General features: G+C 37.4%; 23 protein-coding genes and 4 pseudogenes. 8 read left to right on the top strand and 19 right to left on the bottom strand.

Annotation, left to right across the window (positions count from 1 at the left end):
- Positions 1 to 216: 216 nt before the first annotated feature.
- The gene (locus BM126_RS01905; protein ID WP_090987663.1) at positions 217 to 1,002 is read left to right on the top strand and encodes an SDR family oxidoreductase; all 786 of its coding nucleotides are present in this window, start codon (positions 217 to 219) and stop codon (positions 1,000 to 1,002) included.
- A 55-nt stretch (positions 1,003 to 1,057) separates the two neighbouring features.
- On the opposite strand, the gene rbsB is transcribed toward BM126_RS01905, so the two are convergent.
- The 8 genes and pseudogenes from rbsB to BM126_RS01865 form a co-directional block, all read right to left on the bottom strand.
- A complete protein-coding gene (rbsB, locus tag BM126_RS01900; protein WP_090987661.1) occupies positions 1,058 to 1,975 on the bottom strand; it encodes a ribose ABC transporter substrate-binding protein RbsB in 918 nt (305 codons plus the stop codon).
- 12 nt (positions 1,976 to 1,987) lie between these two features.
- On the bottom strand, positions 1,988 to 2,959 hold the full coding sequence (rbsC, locus tag BM126_RS01895) for a ribose ABC transporter permease RbsC (RefSeq protein WP_090987658.1): 972 nt from the start codon (positions 2,957 to 2,959) through the stop codon (positions 1,988 to 1,990).
- Position 2,960: 1 nt separating this feature from the next.
- Positions 2,961 to 4,442, bottom strand: coding sequence for a sugar ABC transporter ATP-binding protein (locus BM126_RS01890; protein ID WP_090987656.1), 1,482 nt, complete (start codon positions 4,440 to 4,442; stop codon positions 2,961 to 2,963).
- Positions 4,443 to 4,460: 18 nt separating this feature from the next.
- Entirely contained in the window at positions 4,461 to 4,856 is a 396-nt protein-coding gene (rbsD, locus tag BM126_RS01885) for a D-ribose pyranase (RefSeq protein WP_090987653.1), read from the bottom strand.
- A 1-nt stretch (position 4,857) separates the two neighbouring features.
- Positions 4,858 to 5,736, bottom strand: a complete 879-nt coding sequence (gene rbsK / locus BM126_RS01880) for a ribokinase (RefSeq protein ID WP_090988364.1) — start codon at positions 5,734 to 5,736, stop codon at positions 4,858 to 4,860.
- Entirely contained in the window at positions 5,729 to 6,718 is a 990-nt protein-coding gene (locus tag BM126_RS01875; RefSeq protein WP_071353618.1) for a LacI family DNA-binding transcriptional regulator, read from the bottom strand. Before BM126_RS01875 ends, rbsK begins: the two co-directional genes overlap by 8 nt.
- Positions 6,719 to 7,003: 285 nt before the next feature.
- Positions 7,004 to 7,547: pseudogene (locus tag BM126_RS01870) on the bottom strand (T6SS immunity protein Tdi1 domain-containing protein).
- On the bottom strand, positions 7,511 to 7,663 hold the full coding sequence (locus tag BM126_RS01865) for a polymorphic toxin type 15 domain-containing protein (protein ID WP_371261390.1): 153 nt from the start codon (positions 7,661 to 7,663) through the stop codon (positions 7,511 to 7,513). Before BM126_RS01865 ends, BM126_RS01870 begins: the two are co-directional and overlap by 37 nt.
- 490 nt (positions 7,664 to 8,153) lie before the next feature.
- Between BM126_RS01865 and BM126_RS01860 the strand changes: the two genes are divergently transcribed.
- From BM126_RS01860 to BM126_RS01840, 6 genes are read left to right on the top strand one after another with little or no spacing between them, the layout of a single operon-like run.
- Positions 8,154 to 8,474, top strand: a complete 321-nt coding sequence (locus BM126_RS01860) for a WXG100 family type VII secretion target (protein ID WP_090987651.1) — start codon at positions 8,154 to 8,156, stop codon at positions 8,472 to 8,474.
- An 18-nt stretch (positions 8,475 to 8,492) separates the two neighbouring features.
- Positions 8,493 to 8,642 (top strand): hypothetical protein, encoded by a 150-nt coding sequence (locus tag BM126_RS22120; protein ID WP_177201275.1) that lies wholly within the window; start codon positions 8,493 to 8,495, stop codon positions 8,640 to 8,642.
- Positions 8,643 to 8,678: 36 nt separating this feature from the next.
- Positions 8,679 to 9,938 (top strand): WXG100 family type VII secretion target, encoded by a 1,260-nt coding sequence (locus BM126_RS01855; protein ID WP_090987649.1) that lies wholly within the window; start codon positions 8,679 to 8,681, stop codon positions 9,936 to 9,938.
- A gap of 9 nt (positions 9,939 to 9,947) precedes the next feature.
- Positions 9,948 to 10,757: a hypothetical protein gene (locus BM126_RS01850; RefSeq protein ID WP_090987646.1), complete on the top strand. Its 810-nt coding sequence runs from the start codon at positions 9,948 to 9,950 to the stop codon at positions 10,755 to 10,757.
- A gap of 17 nt (positions 10,758 to 10,774) precedes the next feature.
- A complete protein-coding gene (locus BM126_RS01845) occupies positions 10,775 to 11,335 on the top strand; it encodes a DUF5381 family protein (RefSeq protein WP_090987644.1) in 561 nt (186 codons plus the stop codon).
- Positions 11,336 to 11,341: 6 nt separating this feature from the next.
- On the top strand, positions 11,342 to 11,557 hold the full coding sequence (locus BM126_RS01840) for a hypothetical protein (protein WP_090987642.1): 216 nt from the start codon (positions 11,342 to 11,344) through the stop codon (positions 11,555 to 11,557).
- Between the two features lie 23 nt (positions 11,558 to 11,580).
- Here BM126_RS01840 and BM126_RS01835 read toward each other — a convergent pair.
- The 6 genes and pseudogenes from BM126_RS01835 to BM126_RS01810 all read right to left on the bottom strand — a co-directional run.
- Positions 11,581 to 11,850 (bottom strand): annotated as a pseudogene (locus BM126_RS01835) (pre-toxin TG domain-containing protein); the annotation flags it as partial.
- A gap of 106 nt (positions 11,851 to 11,956) precedes the next feature.
- Positions 11,957 to 12,424: a hypothetical protein gene (locus BM126_RS01830; RefSeq protein ID WP_090987640.1), complete on the bottom strand. Its 468-nt coding sequence runs from the start codon at positions 12,422 to 12,424 to the stop codon at positions 11,957 to 11,959.
- A 640-nt stretch (positions 12,425 to 13,064) separates the two neighbouring features.
- Positions 13,065 to 13,763, bottom strand: coding sequence for an SMI1/KNR4 family protein (locus BM126_RS01825; protein ID WP_090987638.1), 699 nt, complete (start codon positions 13,761 to 13,763; stop codon positions 13,065 to 13,067).
- A 473-nt stretch (positions 13,764 to 14,236) separates the two neighbouring features.
- Positions 14,237 to 14,658 (bottom strand): annotated as a pseudogene (locus tag BM126_RS01820) (immunity protein YezG family protein).
- A 196-nt stretch (positions 14,659 to 14,854) separates the two neighbouring features.
- Positions 14,855 to 15,055 carry a DNA/RNA non-specific endonuclease gene (locus tag BM126_RS23215; protein WP_371261400.1) on the bottom strand — a complete coding sequence of 67 codons (201 nt, stop codon included), beginning with the start codon at positions 15,053 to 15,055 and terminating at the stop codon, positions 14,855 to 14,857.
- A 248-nt stretch (positions 15,056 to 15,303) separates the two neighbouring features.
- Positions 15,304 to 15,804 carry an Imm6 family immunity protein gene (locus BM126_RS01810; RefSeq protein ID WP_090987635.1) on the bottom strand — a complete coding sequence of 167 codons (501 nt, stop codon included), beginning with the start codon at positions 15,802 to 15,804 and terminating at the stop codon, positions 15,304 to 15,306.
- A gap of 224 nt (positions 15,805 to 16,028) precedes the next feature.
- Here BM126_RS01810 and BM126_RS01800 point away from each other — a divergent pair, with 224 nt between their 5' ends.
- Positions 16,029 to 16,337: a hypothetical protein gene (locus tag BM126_RS01800; RefSeq protein ID WP_141770018.1), complete on the top strand. Its 309-nt coding sequence runs from the start codon at positions 16,029 to 16,031 to the stop codon at positions 16,335 to 16,337.
- 161 nt (positions 16,338 to 16,498) lie between these two features.
- Here the strand turns inward: BM126_RS01800 and BM126_RS01795 are convergent, their stop codons facing one another.
- The 5 genes and pseudogenes from BM126_RS01795 to BM126_RS01780 form a co-directional block, all read right to left on the bottom strand.
- Positions 16,499 to 17,002 carry an Imm6 family immunity protein gene (locus BM126_RS01795; protein ID WP_090987631.1) on the bottom strand — a complete coding sequence of 168 codons (504 nt, stop codon included), beginning with the start codon at positions 17,000 to 17,002 and terminating at the stop codon, positions 16,499 to 16,501.
- A gap of 108 nt (positions 17,003 to 17,110) precedes the next feature.
- On the bottom strand, positions 17,111 to 17,269 hold the full coding sequence (locus tag BM126_RS22115; protein WP_177201273.1) for a hypothetical protein: 159 nt from the start codon (positions 17,267 to 17,269) through the stop codon (positions 17,111 to 17,113).
- 34 nt (positions 17,270 to 17,303) lie between these two features.
- A complete protein-coding gene (locus BM126_RS01790) occupies positions 17,304 to 17,624 on the bottom strand; it encodes a polymorphic toxin type 15 domain-containing protein (protein WP_256212972.1) in 321 nt (106 codons plus the stop codon).
- Between the two features lie 179 nt (positions 17,625 to 17,803).
- Positions 17,804 to 18,245: pseudogene (locus BM126_RS01785) on the bottom strand (DUF600 domain-containing protein).
- Between the two features lie 281 nt (positions 18,246 to 18,526).
- Positions 18,527 to 19,081: an SUKH-4 family immunity protein gene (locus BM126_RS01780; RefSeq protein ID WP_090987628.1), complete on the bottom strand. Its 555-nt coding sequence runs from the start codon at positions 19,079 to 19,081 to the stop codon at positions 18,527 to 18,529.
- Between the last annotated feature and the right edge of the window lie 24 nt (positions 19,082 to 19,105).

The raw sequence follows: 19,105 nt of genomic DNA, 5'->3' as shown, positions 1-19,105 counted from the left end.
GCTCGCTTTCCACGCAAGCGGTGAGCCTCCACAGCAATGCCTGCTTAGGTCTCACCTGTTCCGCTAATCTAAGCAGGAGTCTCATCTTACACTCCAATCAACCTGGCTTAACAATGGGATCGCCTCCCAAAACTCATTCAAAAAAAAGATTTTCAAATATGTTTCTGCCAAGTTATTTAGGGGAAAAGATGTATCAAAAAAGGAGAATGATATGTTATGGGAGAAATCATGAAAAATAAAGTGGCACTAATTACAGGTGCAAGTTCAGGCATCGGCAGGGCTGCTGCACTGAAGCTTGCTGAAAATGGTGCAAAAATCATCCTGGTGGATATAAAAGAAGACAATGCTGTTGAGGTAAAAAAAGAAGTTGAAGCTCTTGGAGCAGAAGCAATCATTATCGAAGCGGATGTTTCCGTACCAGAGCAGATGGAGCATGCTTTCCACCGCACAAGCGAGGAATTTGGAACAATTGACTTTGTCTTTGCAAATGCTGGCATCAATGGCGTCATCGCCCCTATTGAGGATATTACAGCAGAGGATTTTGATACAACGATACATACCAATTTGAGAGGAACCTTCCTTACCCTTAAATATGCCATTCCTTATATGAAGGAAAAAGGAGGAAGCATCGCAATCACAAGCTCTATCAACGGAAACCGGACATTCCGCAACTTTGGATTCTCTGCCTACAGTACATCAAAGGCAGGCCAGGTTGCTTTTGGAAAAATGGCCGCCCTTGAATTGGCTAAATACAAGATACGGGTCAATATCATTTGTCCAGGAGCTATTGATACAAATATTGACAGCAATACATTTCCCGAAGACGAAAACCTTAAGAAAATCAAGATTCCGATTGAATATCCAGAAGGCAGCCAGCCGCTGGAAAATAAGTCAGGGACTCCTGAGCAAGTGGGCGATTTAGTCCTTTTCCTTGCTTCTAGCATGTCTTCGCATATTACCGGCACAAAGGTATATATCGATGGTGCTGAATCTCTTCTATAAACGGATTTATATACACGAAAAAAGGAAGCTTCTCTTGCAAGCTTCCTTTTTTTCGTTATTTTTTAGTTACAAGCTTTAGCGGAGCAGGTATCATTTTCTCAACATTTTTGCCTTTCAAGACATCTCTTCCGGCTTTCACCGCAAGCTGTCCGATCAGTACAGGCTGCTGAGCGACAGTCGCTTCCATTTTGCCTGCTTTGATGCTGTTTATTGCATCTTCATTTCCGTCAAAGCCAATGACCATAATATTTTTTCCTGAACTATTAATGGCCTCGATTGCTCCCAAAGCCATTTCGTCATTATGGGCGAAAACCGCTTTTATGTCCGGATGTGCCTGAATCAGGTTTTCCATGACATTCAAGCCCTTTGTCCGGTCGAAGTCTGCTGATTGCTTGGCAGTGACTTTTAAGTTCTTATCCGCAATATTGTGGAAGCCTTTTCCTCTTTCACGTGTAGCTGAAGCCCCTGGTACACCTTCGAGTTCAGCAACCTTGGCATTTTTCCCAAGCTTTTTAACAAGATACTTTCCTGCCATTTCTCCGCCCTTAATATTATCGGAGGCAACAAGAGTTTTAACCTTTCCTTTATCTGCGGAACGGTCAAGGGTGATGACCGGGATGCCAATATTATTGGCAGACTGCACCGCTGCCGATATAGCAGCAGAGTCAGCAGGATTAATCAGCAATATGTCGGAGCCCTGCTGAATTAAATCCTCCACATCGCTCACCTGCTTGGCAGAGTCGTTTTGCGCATCGACTACCTTAACCTGCATGCCAAGCGCTTTTGCTTCTTTTATGACACCATTCTTTAAATCAACGAAAAACGGATTGTTTAATGTGGATACAGAAAGACCTATTTTAACATCCTTAAGATTCTTTTTTTCAGCAGGCTTTGCCCAGCCTGGCGGTTCCAATGAGCAGGCACTTAAAAGCATAAGTGTTAAAGAAACAATCAAAACCAGTAATTTTTTCATAAAAGCCCCTCCTTATGCTGATTTCTTGCGGTCCAGTAATACCGCAATGATGATGACAATTCCTTTGACTACCATTTGATAGAAGGAAGATACACCAAGAAGATTCAAGCCGTTATTTAACGTTCCAATGATCAAGGCACCAATCAGTGTGCCGAATATTCTTCCTTTTCCGCCTGACAGGCTTGTGCCGCCCAATACAACCGCAGCGATTGCATCAAGCTCATAAGATGTACCTGCAGTAGGCTGTGCTGAATTCAGGCGGGAAGTCAGGATAGCACCTGCCAAAGCGGCAAGCATGCCTGACAGACCGTAAATCATGACCTTAACACGCGGAACTTTTATTCCTGAAATCAATGCGGCCTTTTCATTACCTCCAATGGCATAGGTTTTCCGGCCAAAAGGAGTTTTTTGAAGGACGAAGAATAAAACAGCAAACGCCAAAATCATTGTGATGGCAGGCACCGGAATGCCAAGGAAATATCCGCGGCCGAATAACTGGAACAAATAGTTATCTCCTAAGCCTGTAATCGGATTTCCATCTGTATAAACAAGGGTCAGACCCCTAAAAGCTGTCATTGTTGCTAGAGTTGCGATAAATGGCGCCATTTTTCCTTTGGTAATAAGAATTCCATTGACCATTCCCATGATTCCGCCAAGAACGCAGCCGACAATGATGGCAAGGATCGGATCAAGGCCCGCTACAATCATTCCAGCGCTTAACGAGCTTGACAGCGCAAGGATGGCGCCGACGGAAAGGTCAATGCCGCCTGTAAGAATGACAAAGGTCATGCCAAAAGCGATTAGCGCATTGATGGCAACTTGCCTTAATAGATTAAGAATGTTCAATGGTTCTAGAAAGCTCGGATTTAATATAGATACAATGATTAGCAGGATTAGCAATCCAAGCAGCGGTCCAAGCTTTTGAGTCATCGAAGAGACAAAATTGGGTCTAGCAGCTGCAGCACCTTCATTAATAGATTTCATCTCACTGGCCTCCTGTTGCGAATGTCATAATTTTTTCTTGCGTTGCTTCATTTTTAGATAATTCACCGGTAATTTTCCCTTCATGGATCACAAGGATCCGGTCACTCATACCGAGAACTTCGGGCAGTTCAGAGGATACCATGATGATGGCTACTCCGCGTTCGGTCAGTTCATTGATGAGCTGATAAATCTCCCGCTTCGCTCCGACATCCACCCCTCTTGTCGGCTCGTCCAGTATAAGCAGCTTCGGTCCGATGCCGACCCATTTGGCGATTACCACTTTCTGCTGATTTCCTCCGGATAATGTTCCAGCACTATTTTCAGCGCTTTCTGTTTTGACAGTCAGCCGCTTAATCAGCATGTTCACGAAATCACTTTCACTTTTTCCATTAATGATTCCTTTAGGGGCAAAGCTGTAAAGAGAAGGCAAAACGACATTTTCCCTGATGGAGAAATCCAATATCAGCCCTTCATCTTTTCTGTCTTCCGTGATGAACCCCATGCCAAGCTTAACTGCCTGATCTGGAGATTTGATTGCCGTTTTTTTGCCATTCATCCAGATTTCTCCGCCGTCAATAGACTGAAGGCCGAAAATGGCACGCATGATTTCCGTCCGTCCAGCTCCCATCAACCCTGAGAACCCGACAACCTCTCCCGCACGGACTGTAAAACTGATATCCCGGAATTGGCCTTTTTTTGTTATGTTTTTCACCTGCAGAACATCTTCTCCAGGTTTTGATTGCCGTTCAGGAAAACGGTCCGTCAATTCCCGCCCCACCATCTTTCTCACAACTTCATCAAAATGGGTGTCCGGAATGGCTTTTGTATCAACTGTCCTTCCATCACGCATAATGGTAATGCGGTCACAGATGGCGAATATTTCTTCCATTCTATGAGAAATATAGACGATCGAAACTCCCTGGCTTTTAAGTGAAGCGATTACTTCAAAGAGCTTTGAGATTTCCCTTTCTGTCAGGGCTGCAGTCGGCTCATCCATGATAATGACCTTGCTGTCAGTCATTAAAGCTTTTGCAATTTCAATCATCTGCTGCTCACCGACCGAACAGCTTCCCGCTTCCTTGTCCAATGGAATGGACACAGCCAGCCTTTCAAACTGTTTTTGTGCGAGCGCTCTCATTTCCTTTATTTTTAAAAAGCCGAGCGGCGTTTTCAGTTCCTTTCCAATGAAAAGGTTATCCAGAACCGTCATATCAGGCCAGATATTCATCTCCTGGTGTATGAAGGTGATGCCGTTTTTTTCGGCTTCTTTCGGATTGGCAAAAAGCGTTTCCTTCCCGTCAATTGCGATTGTACCCCCGTCAAGGGAATGAAGGCCTGTAAGCAGATTCATAAGTGTTGATTTACCTGCTCCATTTTCACCCATTAAAGCATGCACTTCGCCATGCTCCAATTCAAAATCGACTCCTGTTAAAACGCGGTTGGCTCCAAAAGCTTTATAAATGTTCTTCATGGAAATCTGCATGTTATCCACCTCTTTTTTTTAGAAAAATACACCTGAGTGCAGGATGCAATTCGCATATGGAGTAATTTCGCCTGTTCGGATTACCGCCTTTGCCTGCTTTGTTTTTTGCTTGAATTCCTCGTGTGAAACCTGTTCGATCCCAATATCTCCAAAGGAGTTCTGAATGAATTCAAGGGTATCAGGATTTCCTTCGGCGATTTCTTGTGCCAGCGTAATCTTTTCAATCACCATATCCTCTGAAACGGCTTTGACCGTTTCTATAAAAGAAGGCATTCCCGGAACGAGGGCCAGATCGATCCTCAGCACCCCATCAGGGATAGGAAGACCCGCATCCGCGATGACAATTGTATCTGTATGCCCCAGGTCTGAAAGGACCTTTGAAATATGGCTGTTTAACATTCCATGCCGCTTCATTTTACAGACTCCCCTCTACTTCAGCTCTTGTTGGCATTCCGCCCTGTGCACCGAATTTAGTAACAGATAGCGAAGCCGCCCTGTTAGCAAACTGTATGCTTTGTTCCATACTCTTTCCTTCTGCAAGCGCAACAGCAAAGGCTGCATTAAATGTATCTCCTGCACCTGTAGTGTCTACAGCTTCTACTTTATAAGAAGGAACAAGCTTTTCCTCTTCTCCATCATGATAGCGCACGCCATTTTTCCCCTCTGTAATTAAGAGCTTATTCGGATATTTTGCCAGGCTTGCGTGAATATCCATCCCTTCGAAAAGAACCGATGCCTCAAGCTCGTTGGGAGTCAGATATGCTACCTTGCTAATCACTTCCTGGCTGATAGGCCTGGACGGAGCGGGATTCAATAAAAGAGGAACACCGCTTTCAAAGCAAAGCCTGCTGACATATTCAACCGTTTCTTCAGGAATTTCTTGCTGAATCAGCACGATATCAGAGTTTTTGATTACATCTGCCGCCTTTTCAACAAATTCCGGTGTTACAAAGTCATTGGCGCCCTTCACTACGATTATGCTGTTATCACCTTCAGCAAGAGTAATATGTGCTGTGCCGCTTTCAGTACCTGTAACCGGTTCCATATAATTCACATATACATGGTTGTTTTTTAAGTTTGCCAGGATTTCTGCACCAAATGCATCATCCCCAACACAGCCGATCATGTGCACATCTGCTCCAAGTCTTGCTGCTGCAACTGCCTGGTTAGCTCCCTTTCCTCCAGGGACCGTTTTAAATGAATGTCCTAAAATCGTTTCCCCTGCCTCTGGTCGTTTAGGCGCTGTGACCACCAAGTCCATGGATGCACTGCCAATTACCGTAATTTTAGCCATTGTCATCAACCTTTCTCGTTGTTTGCCTTTCAATGAAGCTGACAGGAAGCTGGATGTTCTTCTCAGCTACATGCTCATTATTGATTAGCCGGATAAGGAGCTTTGCCGCTTCTTTTCCCATTTCATATGCAGGCTGCCTAATCGTTGACAGCGGAGGAAACAGCAGGCTCGAAAGCGGTATATCATCAAATCCGATAATTTGAAGATCTTCCGGTATTGCTTTTCCAATCCTCAATGCTTCGTGCAGGATAGCAGCAGCTGCTGCATCATTGCTTGCGATAACACCATCTGTATCCGGGAAGTCCTTAAAAAGGATTTTGGCCGACTTCTCTCCTTCTTCAAAAGAAAAAGATGAGGTGGCCATGACATTAAAGTTCACATCTGAAACACAAAGCTCCTCGATGGCTCCCTTAAATCTGTCCTGCGCCGTCTGCAGTTCACCCGGCCCTTTAAGCAGGGTGATTCTTTTGCAGCCCCTTTTCACCATTTCCCTTGCGGCAATTTTCCCGCCTTCCATTCCATTGGCAAAAACCGATGGATGGTCATTCGATGTTCTGTCGAGGAACACAACCGGCAGGGAGAGATTATTATAATGATCCCTTTTCGTATGGTTTGTGGCCGAGATGATACCGATTACATTATTCTGTATAAAGGTGTCGATGTAATCAAGCTCTTTGCTTGGCTTTTCATCTGCATTTCCGATAATCAGCCGAAAGCCCTTGGCCTGCATCTCATCTTCCACACCCCGGGCAAGTTCAGGGAAAAACGGATTTCGGATATCCGGAAGCAGCAAACCTATTAATCTGGACTTCTTTTTATATAGAGATCTCGCGACTTCATTCGGTTTATAATTTAACTCGCGTATTGCATCATTTACCAAAACTCTAGTATCTTCATGCACATATCCGTTATTATTCAAAACTCTCGAAACCGTCGCTACAGAAACACCCGCTTCACGGGCCACATCCTTAATCGTAGCCAAAAATCTCACCTCAAATATGTAACCGATTACACATATAGATTATCATACACTTTTTTATTTTACAACAGATAAATTTTAAAATAGAGTTGATGCTCTCCTCTCACTGTTATTCAGTTCTACAAAAGATTTAAACCTTACCACATGATGGTATAACAATCATGAATTATGAATGTTAGTAAAGAATCATCCAATGTCTTTCTAAGCTTTAACAATCTAACAAAAAACACCTGTTGCCTAAAAGGCAATCAAGTGCTGATCGTTGATTCTATAGCATATTCTTAAACATTACTGAACTGGTCCCATAAATTCAGTAATAATAAGGATATGTTCTTTCAATTTTACTTTCTTTAAGTTCTCGACTTTTTCTGGTCCACCTAAACCTAATAGTGGTGTATAGCCGAAGCACTCTTCATAATCCAACTCATCATTTTGTTTAAAGGCTTCAGGATAAGGTTGCCAAGACAAATCTTCATCTTTAAATTCCAAATCATTAATATTTTGAAAGAAAAATTCAAATGTAAACATAATTGTCTTTACCACACCATACTTGTAATTAAGTAGTCTAACGTATCCATCTGACCAAATAACTAGGTCACCCATACCTGTAGCAAACAAAACAACCGAATCCTTGTATCCCTTGACTACTCTCCCCCAAAATCTCTTTAAATTCCTCTGGGTTTACAATTTTAAAATACCCTTGCATAAATGTACCAAATCCATAATTACTCCATAAATCTATAATTTCATTCGGTACCAGTTTCGTATATTTTTCAATGATTTCACTTTTTCCACTTAAACTCCCCCCACTAGTTGTTTTGGTGTCATACATTTTGCTAATTCCTTAATTTGTTCATCAACAATGTCAATTCTATACCTCCATTGACTACCTATTGATGAATTTATTCCTTCATCTCCCAACCCTCCTATTGTATACTTTCCAGCCATGGATGTAGATTCACTTCAATGAGGCTACGAAGTAACGTAGTACACAAAAGAAATTGCCAAACAAAGTAAAATATTCTTGTGGCAATCTTGATGGTTGTTGGCTTTCAAGATTTTTTAATTTGGGATGAGACATAGTTAAAAAATAAAGCTATACCATTTTTATAGGGGGTTTTCGTGTTCTGTAATTCTTAAGTAACATTTTAATTATAAAAATTCTAGGTTTTTATAACTATTAATAGGGTAATGTGATTAATACATTAGGCATATAAAATTCAATTTAATGGATATATTATCCTCTAATTACGGTATTTATAGCTATTAAAAGCGGCGCGTTACTTTATTTACATATATGATAGGCTCAGAAGTGAAAGGATTTGTTACTGGAGACTTATGGAAATAAGTGTTTGGTTTTAGTAGTATTTTCTTATATGGAAAAATAAAGAATAAATGTCATACATACATAAAGTTTAGGTGCAGAGGGGAAAAAGAAATGAATTCAGAACAAGTGAGAGCTCTTGCCAAGACGTTCGCTGAAGCGTCTAACGACGTAAAAAAACAAGAATCGAAACTTATTCAAGATATCAATGAAAAAGCAGCTACATGGAGCGGAAAATCTCGTGATGAGTTTGAAGCCAATATGGACGATACAAAAGCACTTTTTCAGAAGCATTCCGACAATTTGTATGAAATTAGTCGTGAACTGGAAGCTGCTGCTGATTCTGTCGACCGTGTCCGCGAAGAGATTGAGAGGCAAAAAGAGCTGGAGAGAATCAATCAAACGCTCTTGTTAAAGCATCTGGATATTCGCTAAAGAAAGTGAGTGTAAGGTATGAGTGACCAAACAAAAAAGGAAAATCAAAAGAAGAAAGAAGCAAACGAAACTATTCCATATGATGAAGGCTTTCTAGGATGCCTTGGCATTATAATTATTTTTCTTCAAATAGGAATAATAGGATATCAGTTTTTTCACCTTGCGTAATAATACAATGAAACAAATGAAAGGAGATTTAAAACCTTGGATAAAAAGATTTCTGTAAATCCCGACCAGTTGGATTCACTTGCTAATACATTTGTAAGTTCGCTTACTAACATAAAAGATGATTATCAACAACTAAATTCAGATCTACATAACTTAATCATGCAGGCTCCCTTTGAATACAAACAGTGCTTTTCTGGAGTTGGTGATCCTTCTGGAACAGGAGATTCATTGGCCGACAAGCTTAATGACTTAGAAATTTATGTGCGTTCAGCAGGCAACAAGTTAGCAGATGCAGATAATAAACTTGGGAAATTATTCGAACTACATCAGCAATATGGAAACCTAACGGCATTAGGTGCTTTGAGTGCTCGCCAAGCTGCTTATTACGGAATTGGTTTAACCAAGTTTCCGAAAGATGCCAGTGGGGCCTACAATTTTAAACATATGAAAGCTTTAAAGGATTTTTCCGATGTAGTTGATAACTCGAAATATAAGAAGTTAGCTAGAGGATATCTAAAAGTTAAATATATGAGAGCAAAATTTAATGATTATTCTTTTGCGGACTTACTTCACAAAAAATTTGCTAAGTATGCCCCATCTCAGGTAGTAGATTATACGAATGTGTCCAGAGGGTTATTTGATAAAGTACGCAGTAATGCAGTTACTAAGGAGTCTCTTAAAGCTTTTGGTAAATCTAGTTTAAAATTTGCAAAAGTTAATGGAGCTACGACTTTTTTAGTCACTGGAGCGACCTCTGGGATTGGTGCAGGCTTAAAAATTGCCGAAAACTATGAAAAGTATGGTAATAATACAGAGGTTTTAAAACGTGAGAATGCTAAAGCCATAGGTAAAGCTGTAAACGATACGGTTGTTGTCGGTACAGCATCTGTAGTGGGCGGCGTAATTGGTGGTGCAGCAGGAAGCTTGCTTGGACCAGTCGGCACCGTAGCTGGATCAGCCGTTGGTTCATTCATTGGAGGAGTAGCTGGTGAAAAGCTTGCGAAGTTTACTGCTCCGTTTGTAGAGAAGGCAGCTGTAATATTTAAAGAGCCCATACATCATGCAATAAATACGGTAAGAAGCGGTTGGGAAGCTGCTGGTAAGGGTGTAAAAGTTTTTAATGACGGAGTGGACTACGCTAACAAACAAATTAAAGAAACCCTTGCAGACCCAATTGGGAAGGTGAAAGATGTGACTAAGGAAGTAAGCAAAGGGATTTCAAAAGCAAAAGATACTGCTAAATCGCTTGTTGATGGTGCGACCAGTTTTATGAAAGGTAAATTCTCATTCAGTTAAGGAGACGTTATGAATAAAATTAAACTTAGCTTAGAAGAACTTATTTTTGCATTTTACAGTGAGGGACTATTCGAGTCAGGAATTCAATTAAAGGACACTTATTTTCCGGACTTAGATGATAGGCAGCTACAATTGTTGCTCGAAATTGCTTCCAGGTCTTTAATGGCTAAGGATATGATTAGGGAAGTAGACAACCGATACAGACTAAAAGAGGAAGAAGCGGAATTTATTCATGTTTTAAATCGAGCAGAATTTACCTTGCAGTTTTCGTGTTTTTCAGCCGATCTGACGAAAGAAGAAACGCTATCCATCCATTTTAAAAATCAACAGGCATATATACATAAACTACACTTTGATGAGCAAGTCCATACTATAGAATGCCTTGCGGATGAAGATGCTCAAAAACTTATACTTGCACAACTATCCTCCAAGGAAATTCAAAGTGAGAGAACGATTATAGCTGAAATGTCTACTGAAGAGTTTGAAAACCTTCTTGAAGAAGCAAGTGAGACGGACCATCCTTCAAGCTTTATTAGTCGTTGGTCATCACAGATTGCAACAGAAGATATACAGGGAGTTAGCAGCTTTTTATTGGATGTATATAGTAGGTCCGCTAGATTAAATACAATGTTACTAATGTCCTATGATCAACACAATAGTCCTGAAACTGTAGACATTTGTTTCTTTATTCCAGGCCAGCAAAGAGATTGGATGATCACTAGAAATAAGGACCATCGATTTAATTTAGAGCATACGAATGAAGCTTTCTTGAAAACGTTTATTCCTTCTTCTATATTTAAGGTGAATATAAATATTTAATAGTGAGGGGATATTAATTGCTAAATATAAGACAATCTGGAGAGAAGATTGATATTAAAGGAAGTAAAGTCTATTATGTTATTTTGCTCATATTTTATGTAGGTGGAATAGCAGGCATGTCATGGGTGCTTAAGGAAGGGCTAACCTTTAGCTCAGCCTTTTCTTTAATGTGGATAGCAGGCGGAGTAATTTTACTTCCTATATTGATTTATTTATTTATTTGGTTTATACCTGGACTTCTCCCAGGGAAAACCATTGTTTCTCTTGTAAAAGGGCCTAATGGGTATATTAAAACAAAAGCTGGAAATGTCCCGTTTTCGGCGATTAAGGATGCAGAACTGAGACGAAATGGTTTTACTTTAATTAATGTATTAGTTATCACGACGCACGATCGAAAGCAATATCGAAATTCCACTTACAATTTAATAGGTGATAATGACGTATCTATAATGATTGACAAGTACGTCTACCCATATATGACTCCTGAATCCAAGGCAGCTTGGGATACGAAAGTCAATTTGAATCATTTATTTGAAATTGCAAGGTACAAACGTGATGACCAATCTTCAAGGATGTAAATTTATTTGACAGGAGGAATCGGTCTGTTAAATATACGACAGTCTGGAGAAAACGTTTATATTAAGGGAAGTAAACTCCATTATGTGCTTATATTGATATTTTATTTAGGTGGTATGTTTGGAATGGCATGGGCTGTAATAGAAGGACTTTCCTTTAGCTCGGTTTTTTCAATCACATGGCTAGTAGGTGGAGTAGTTTTACTACCTGTTATTGTATGCTGAATGCTTGAATTAGGCTTTGCTGCTTTTGTTTCTTCTGTCAGTTTGATTCCTAAGGAATCTCTTCCTGTGAAGCCTTTGGAGGTTTTATAGGCATCAAGGGCATGATCGGCGGCATTCAGGGCTTTGGCCGTTTTGTAGATGGCTCTTCCGCCCTTTGCTGCCCGGCCGGCCCAGCCTACTACTGGGATGAATCCGGCTGCTGCGGCGACACGCTGGGCTGTGGTCAGTTTTTCATGTGTTACAGGATCGACGCCTTCTATCGCCCTGATAAAATCGTAATATCCGATGATTTCCTGGATTATTGTGAATGAGAGTATCTGAAATAATGTGCTCGTTTACAGCTTTCCCGCACCAATAACAAACCTTAGAGAATGTTAATGTCTCTAAGGTTTTTATAATTTATTCCTTTGTTAGAGGTGTAATAAAACAATTATCTAATGAAAATCTTTTTAAAAAATCCAATGCTTTTTGAGTTACAACTAACTCACCTTTTGGTGATAAACAGAATTGATGTCCTGACCAATTTTTAAAATTCTCTCCTTCTACTTCAATTTTACCGAGCGGAATAAATCTGCTGAATGCAGGAATTTCTTTGTTTGGATACATTTCATCAGTAGTTGTAATCAAACACTCTTCAAGTCTGTAATCAATAAAATCACAATTCTTTAATTCTGTTACAAGTACACTTGACACAATGAAGGCTGGTGTGGACTCTAAAAGGTCATCTCCTAGCCATCCTTCGAATTCATAATGCAAATATTTTACCTTTCCTGATATACCCTCTGTTGCAATTTCATCATCTGTTCCATAAATGGTATATTCACCATGACCGCCTGATACTTCTGGTTCTAAAAAATATAATATCATTAGTTACTTCTACCTCCACATACTTACCTTCTCATTGGCGGATTAAAAATTTCACCATATTTTTTATCTAACTCTATCATATAATTTATTACTTCCTCTTTTGTAGGATTTAAATTTTTCTATAAAACCTATTCCAATCCCTTCTTATTTTTGATAAATGCATATCATTGTTTACTTCTTTTGGTATCCCTCTCAGGTTTTGTAAAGCATGTATTTCATCAAGTGAAAATAAATTAGGATGCCTTTTAAAAATATGTTGCTCTATTGCATGATGAACTACAACACTACCCCAAAGGTCAGGATATTCAATAAAGAATGTCTTTTTATAGTAGTCCCTAAAAATCTATTCCTTTTTCTATACCACTAGCACCACTCAACTCCCGGTTTACTTTCTTTTCGCATGCTTCTCCCAAATTCCTTCACTTCCCATAGAGTCCTCTATTGTATTTAGTTCCACCAAATACTGAATAAAACAACAAAAACACCTGTTACCTAAAAGATAATCAAGTGTCCTGTTGTGTGAGCTTACAACTCAAATAATAGAAAATATTATACCTTAAGATTATGATTTTTATATGGTTTCTGATTTAATATCATTTTTGTGTTCCAACTAAAGCAGTATATTTGTTGAATTATTGTTTTAACTATCTTGTAAACCTATTACAATCCATTCATCAATAATATCCCAGAAATCAACATTATATTCAGGCTGATCATTGGTAAACCACAGTGTTGCTAAGTTTTCCGGGCAATTGTTTAAATCTACCGCAACATATCCACCCATCCCATTTTCAAAAAATCCATAGGTAGTATCAATATTAATTCCTAATGGCTCATCTAAATCCTCGAGAATTCCCCATTCATATTCTTTAAAATGAGTTATTCGCTCTAATGGTATTAAGCCCATTGCTCGACTTGGAAAATAATAAAATCCGTTGTGTAACTCTTCATAAAATTTATTAATGGATTTAGGAACACTCGACCAGACTGGTTGCATTTTTAAATTATAAAAGGGTTTGTTCGGTAATCCCCCTTCATAATAAAGAATCTCATCGTTTTCACTTTTAACGCTATATAATACAGCATATTGTCCATTATCTATAATAAGTTCGAACTCTAAAAGATTCTCCTGCAAGTACATTATAGTATTACTTAATTCTTCTTTACATACACTATTCCATAAAGCTATTAATTTATTTTTTCTTTCAGCCTTATTAGTTTCAATAAGTACCTCCATCCACTTTTCCGGAATATGCTTTTTTTCAATATTGACTAAGTCTTCTTTAGACACAAACTCGATGCTTTTTCTATATTGGTTTAGAAAAGACAATTTATCCATTTAGATTTACTCCTTTTTATTTATGTTATTAAACTCATCTATCATCTTTTATATTCATTAATTGAGTAAAATCCCCTGTTTTAAATAGTTCTATTAAATTAAATAAAACTTTCGCTTCTGTTACAGTTTTCGAAACCACTTTCATGATATTATCTCTTTCCATTTCCTTTTGCTTGCCTTAAGGGAATAATAGAATTTTAAATATTACTTGTAACCGCTAAGATGAAAATTAACCGATGAGGTAAAGCCACATTGAAGATTGTTAGCAACACCTGATAGTTGTTTAACTACCAAAATATAACGCTGGAAGAGTATTAGCCTCACAAGACTGGCATTAAATCTCACAATATCTGTTACTATTTAACCTTAATTTTTTGCCAACTTAGTCATTATTAATACATAACTCTTGTTTTTTTACATTGTCATTTTCTTTTTAAAAAAACACTTGAAGCCCCAAACGGCAATCAAGTGTTTTATGGTAATTTTTCTTCATATTTCTTCATTCTATCCATTAAATCTAAATCTAGCTGTTCATTATTTTTGTTTAAGTACTTGTACTCAAAATATTCAATTCTAGCTGATGGGCCAAACTCGCTATTATGCCAATTAGTGTAATCGAAATTCACGGTCAATTTACGTTTATCTTCAACAATGTAACAGAAAACCATGGTTCTTGATCGTTTTGAATAAAAACTTTTTGGAGTTCAATGGCTAATTCAAATAATCTATGCAGTTCATTATTGTAAGCTCGCTTATCTACACTATATAATTTAGGAATATAGTGAGAATAAATATATTGTTCTTCATTTTTAGGCTTAAAAAAGAAGAAAACCCCTCCTGATTCCTCCATAACTTCTCCATTAAAACTAAAACTATCCCATTCAGTTGGAATCATATCACTAATCTGTTGAGCAATTTTATGATATAACCTATTTAATTTTATTTCAAAACTCATTAGTTTCAACCTCCAGGATTATTTGCAACTTCACGAATTATCGGTAATTTGCCATCAATTTCGTATTCAACCATAAAAGAATCCTGCCGCATAGAATTATTAGAATTAAATGGTTTCAAAGTTAACAGATACTTTCTTAGGAGGCACCTATTTTAATGCATCCGCCACTCCAAACTCCACCCCTCCTGTTTATTTGACTATTTTTGGGTACAAGATTATCAATATCTCCAGGGCCATTAAATTGTGTACCTATTAAATGACCACCATCATCATCTGGTAATCTATCTTTATCTCCTACATTTGCTTGTGGATATTTGTTTCTGTCAGCCTTTTTAATATAAGTTCAGGAGCCTCAACATTGACTATACGTCCAAGTTCATATTCTGTATTTTACTTGTAGTTACCATTTGAAACGGAAGCAGTACTTTATTAGAAAACAAAACACTTGTTACCTAAAAAGATATCAAGTCTTTTCGTTGCATTATAGTGAATTCTTCAACACTCAAAATAGTAAACAGCCTTTTATAATTAGATACCTCAACACAACAAAGGTCACAAAATAATAGAATAATAGTTAACTTGTATTTATAATTTCCTTAAAACTTCTGTCCGCAAGTCAGCTTCAATATCCCCATTTTTATAATCATTCAATAAAGTATTTATTCTTTGAATATAAATGTCTGAGTTCTCAATACACTTTTCAAAACAATCCATGAAATGGTCTACTACTGTATCATCTACTAAAGCAATTGGTTCTGGATAATATATTACACCTTCTCTATCAAATGCTTTTCTACTGGTATAAGCAACTGCATCAATAATACAATTCCAACCTGTGATATCTGTTTCATTATCTGACATTTCTTGAATTATTGTTATACCATTTTCCTCATCATCTAATAGTTCGTAAAGAATATCTCCTATATTTTCTTTTCCTTTTAACCACTCCCAGCATTTACTTATAACTTCCCGGGCTATAATTTGATCTTCTTCTTTAGAAAACACTGGCAAAATCCATTCTGAAAGTCCAAGAAAAAATATCACTTTACCATCTTGTGTTAAGCTACTAAAGTTAGTATTAGCCATAATTAACCTCCATTTAATCTATATATTTTCCACTTTTAATCGTAAAAGCCTACCTGTTTCTTTAATACTTTCATCAACTTCTGATGTAACTTCAATTTTAGATTAGGGTATTTTATACTTAATTGCGCTTAATTGCTTAAACACACCTGGCGGGACTTTATCGTTCGCTAAACCCTGATAACACTTTCTACATACACCTGAAGGATTTGATTGATGTAGTTTTAATGTTCCTGCTACGTCTTCTGGTTTTATACCTGCTTTTATTACTGCTGTATCAAATTCATTCAGAACTCCTTCCTCTGCATGGCCCTTCCGCCCTTGACAACCAGGCAGAAGAGCTTCCGTTCGTGGTAAGCGACTTAACCTATGTAAGAGTCAATGGAAAATGGCAATACATTTGTGTCTTTATTGCTCTCTTTAATCACGAAATCATTGGCTCCTGCACAGGCGGAGTAAAGTTCGACCTTGGTTTACCGGGCTTTATCGTCTATCATCTAATCTCATTCCAGTATGTAATGCTTCGAGGTTTTTGAGTTCCCGAAACAAATCAATCATTAGGCGCCCAAAGAATTTCTCCTTTTATTTGGTCATAGTATTTTGGTTGTTTGTCTTTCTCATTTGAAAAACTTCTGCATGGTGTTATGTACAAAAAAACACTTGTTACCTTCAATTGACAGTCAAGTGTGTTTGAATTTTATTGCAACCCTTTTAAAAAGTTGATAATATCGTCTTTCTTTAAGGAATTATTGCTATCCATTAAATAATTCATGAACTCTTTAGCCACTATTTTATTTATCAATTTTATGTCATAAAAACCATCTAGAAACTGCTGTAATATACTTTCGTCTACATTTTCTATTGGTGCAGGTAAATATTCTTCATTATCAAACTGATAAGCTCTCCAATTAGAAAAAGATATTGCATCTACAATGCAACCCCAAACTAATTCTTTTAATGGATCATTCTCATCCTGCATTTGCATAAATAACCCCGTGAATTCCGTCCCATCGTCTAATAAGTAATAGATTTCATCTCCAGAATATCGCTTATTTTCTAGCCACTCCCAGCAAACTTTCAGAGCGCTATTTATATCCTTATATGCTGAAGAAGAAATTAACAAATCAACAACTGTTTCACTTAGCCCTAACAAAAATGCAACTTGTCTATCCGATTCCAATTTTTCAAAAATATCTATCATAATATATCCCTCATTTACTCAACTAATTTTCCATTTCGTAAAATAAAATTTTCCTTTCCCGAAACCCTTATGCCATCTTTGACTTCAGTTGTAACTTTAATTGTTAAATTAGGATTTTTTTGTTAACTTCATAAATATTCCTGCCTCTTTATTCGGATTAGTCATACCTTGAGTACAAATCGAGCATACACCTCTTGGGTTTGACTGATGAACTACTAAAGTTCCTTCCACCTCTTTTGGATTGAGCCCTAATTTTTTGATAGCCATATCAAATTCATTAATATTCCATAAATAATTCTCCTTAGTGTGTCAGTTTTACATTCAAATAAGTGTTTATTAATTGCTCAGGTGTCATATTTTTTGCCATTTCCCTTATTTGTTCATCAACCACATCAATTCTATATCTCCATTGGGAACCAATTGAAGAATTAATGCCCTTATGACCCATTCCACCAATTTTATCTGGTTTTCCACCTGCAATTTGATCTGGATTATGAAGTGCTGCTTGTGTATTCAGCCATTCTGTAGATTCTTTTTCTGCTTCATCAAACGATTTTCCGTGAGCCATAAGTTCTGCAATCTTATCAGAAAATGCTTCTTCTCGAGCGGTTTGTTGAGCTATATGAGTGATTCCGTAGTTGCATTACTAAGCTTTCGAACTCTTTTAACCTCTTTAGAAGGAAAAAGGGTTCAGTGTATATAAAACACTGAACCCTTGAGCGAATCTAAATTTCTTCTGTCTACTTTCAGTCTTGCGATGCCCAAGTATCATGTATCATTCAGGGAACTATACATACAAAATTAAAGATTATTATTTTTCACTGCCACAAACCACTCAACAGCAATGTCACTAGCTACTTTATACTCATCATTTAGATACACTAAATCATATTTGTACTCAGCTTTAAAGTGGCCTGTTTTAACATCATAAATTAATTTCATTTCGGTTGGCATGTCTCGAACGTACTCTTCACATAATACCTTTAACTGTTCAATATCTTTATTTAAAATATCTAAAACCATAAACCCACGTTCTGAAGATGCATCATATGGTTCTTCTCCATACTCCAGGGCATCATTCACTTTATGGGGCTCGACATACATATTATTAATTAAATAAAAAAACTGGCTTTTCACATGAAGCATACACATACACTTTATCTGCTCGGTCTTCAACAAATTCCATACAGATTGAAATCATATCCGCTTGCAATTCGCTAAACTGATCTTCAAATTTTTTCATGCAACTTTTCACTCCTAAGTTTAATTTATGAAAACTTCTCTATACCATTTACCATCAATTTCTTATTGTCCCATTTAAATATCAAATTAAAGTAAAAAACCTTAAAAGGCATAAAGCCAATCTAGGTGTGAGTTTTATTATGTTTTTATCAACGAGTAACTCCATGTAATATTTATAATTTTAATTCTCTTCTATTTTTCATGAAAATTCTTTAGGATAAATCGCAATTTGAATATCATAATAATAAACCCGACTGCATTTTCACTTTCACTCTATATAGTCTATTCGCCAAAACTACTAAGCTCTTCTTCCCAAAAAGCCCCTTCAGTTAACGAGATAGCATCGATTTTTTGAAGTGCCCCAGAAATCCACTCTAACAAATCTTTAGTTGCATTTTTCTCGAGATACGCTCTTCTTCCATTTACAGCTTTTACTTTCTTTATAAAATCTACGTAGACAAGTAAAGCTTCCGCAAATTTTGTTATCGTAGAATTTATTAGTACAACCTTATTCTCATTATCATAATCTATATATACGAGCTCTGAGTTGGATTCATCAATACATATTGGATATCCGCTACCAGTAAATCCAAAATATATAAACTTGTCATACATCTTGCTTAATTTATTATTTCTCTTAATTAATTTTTCTCCACCACCGTTAACTGCAGATTCAAATGTTAGAAACGGAGGAGCAGACTCAGGAAAACCTGCTTCAATTAAAAAATCTTTAGTTTCTTGAGATAAGGTAAATGATTTAATTATTTTTTCATCATAATTGATCAAACCATATAGGTCTTTATTCCAATCGTCTAAAAAATCTTGTGGTGAAATCATTTTTTATACCTCCACTATATATCA

This window comes from Bacillus sp. OV322, assembly GCF_900112495.1.
Classification (GTDB): Bacteria; Bacillota; Bacilli; order Bacillales; family DSM-1321; genus Peribacillus.
Note: the sequence above shows the minus strand (reverse complement) of the source record. Positions and strands in the feature narration are given on the sequence as shown.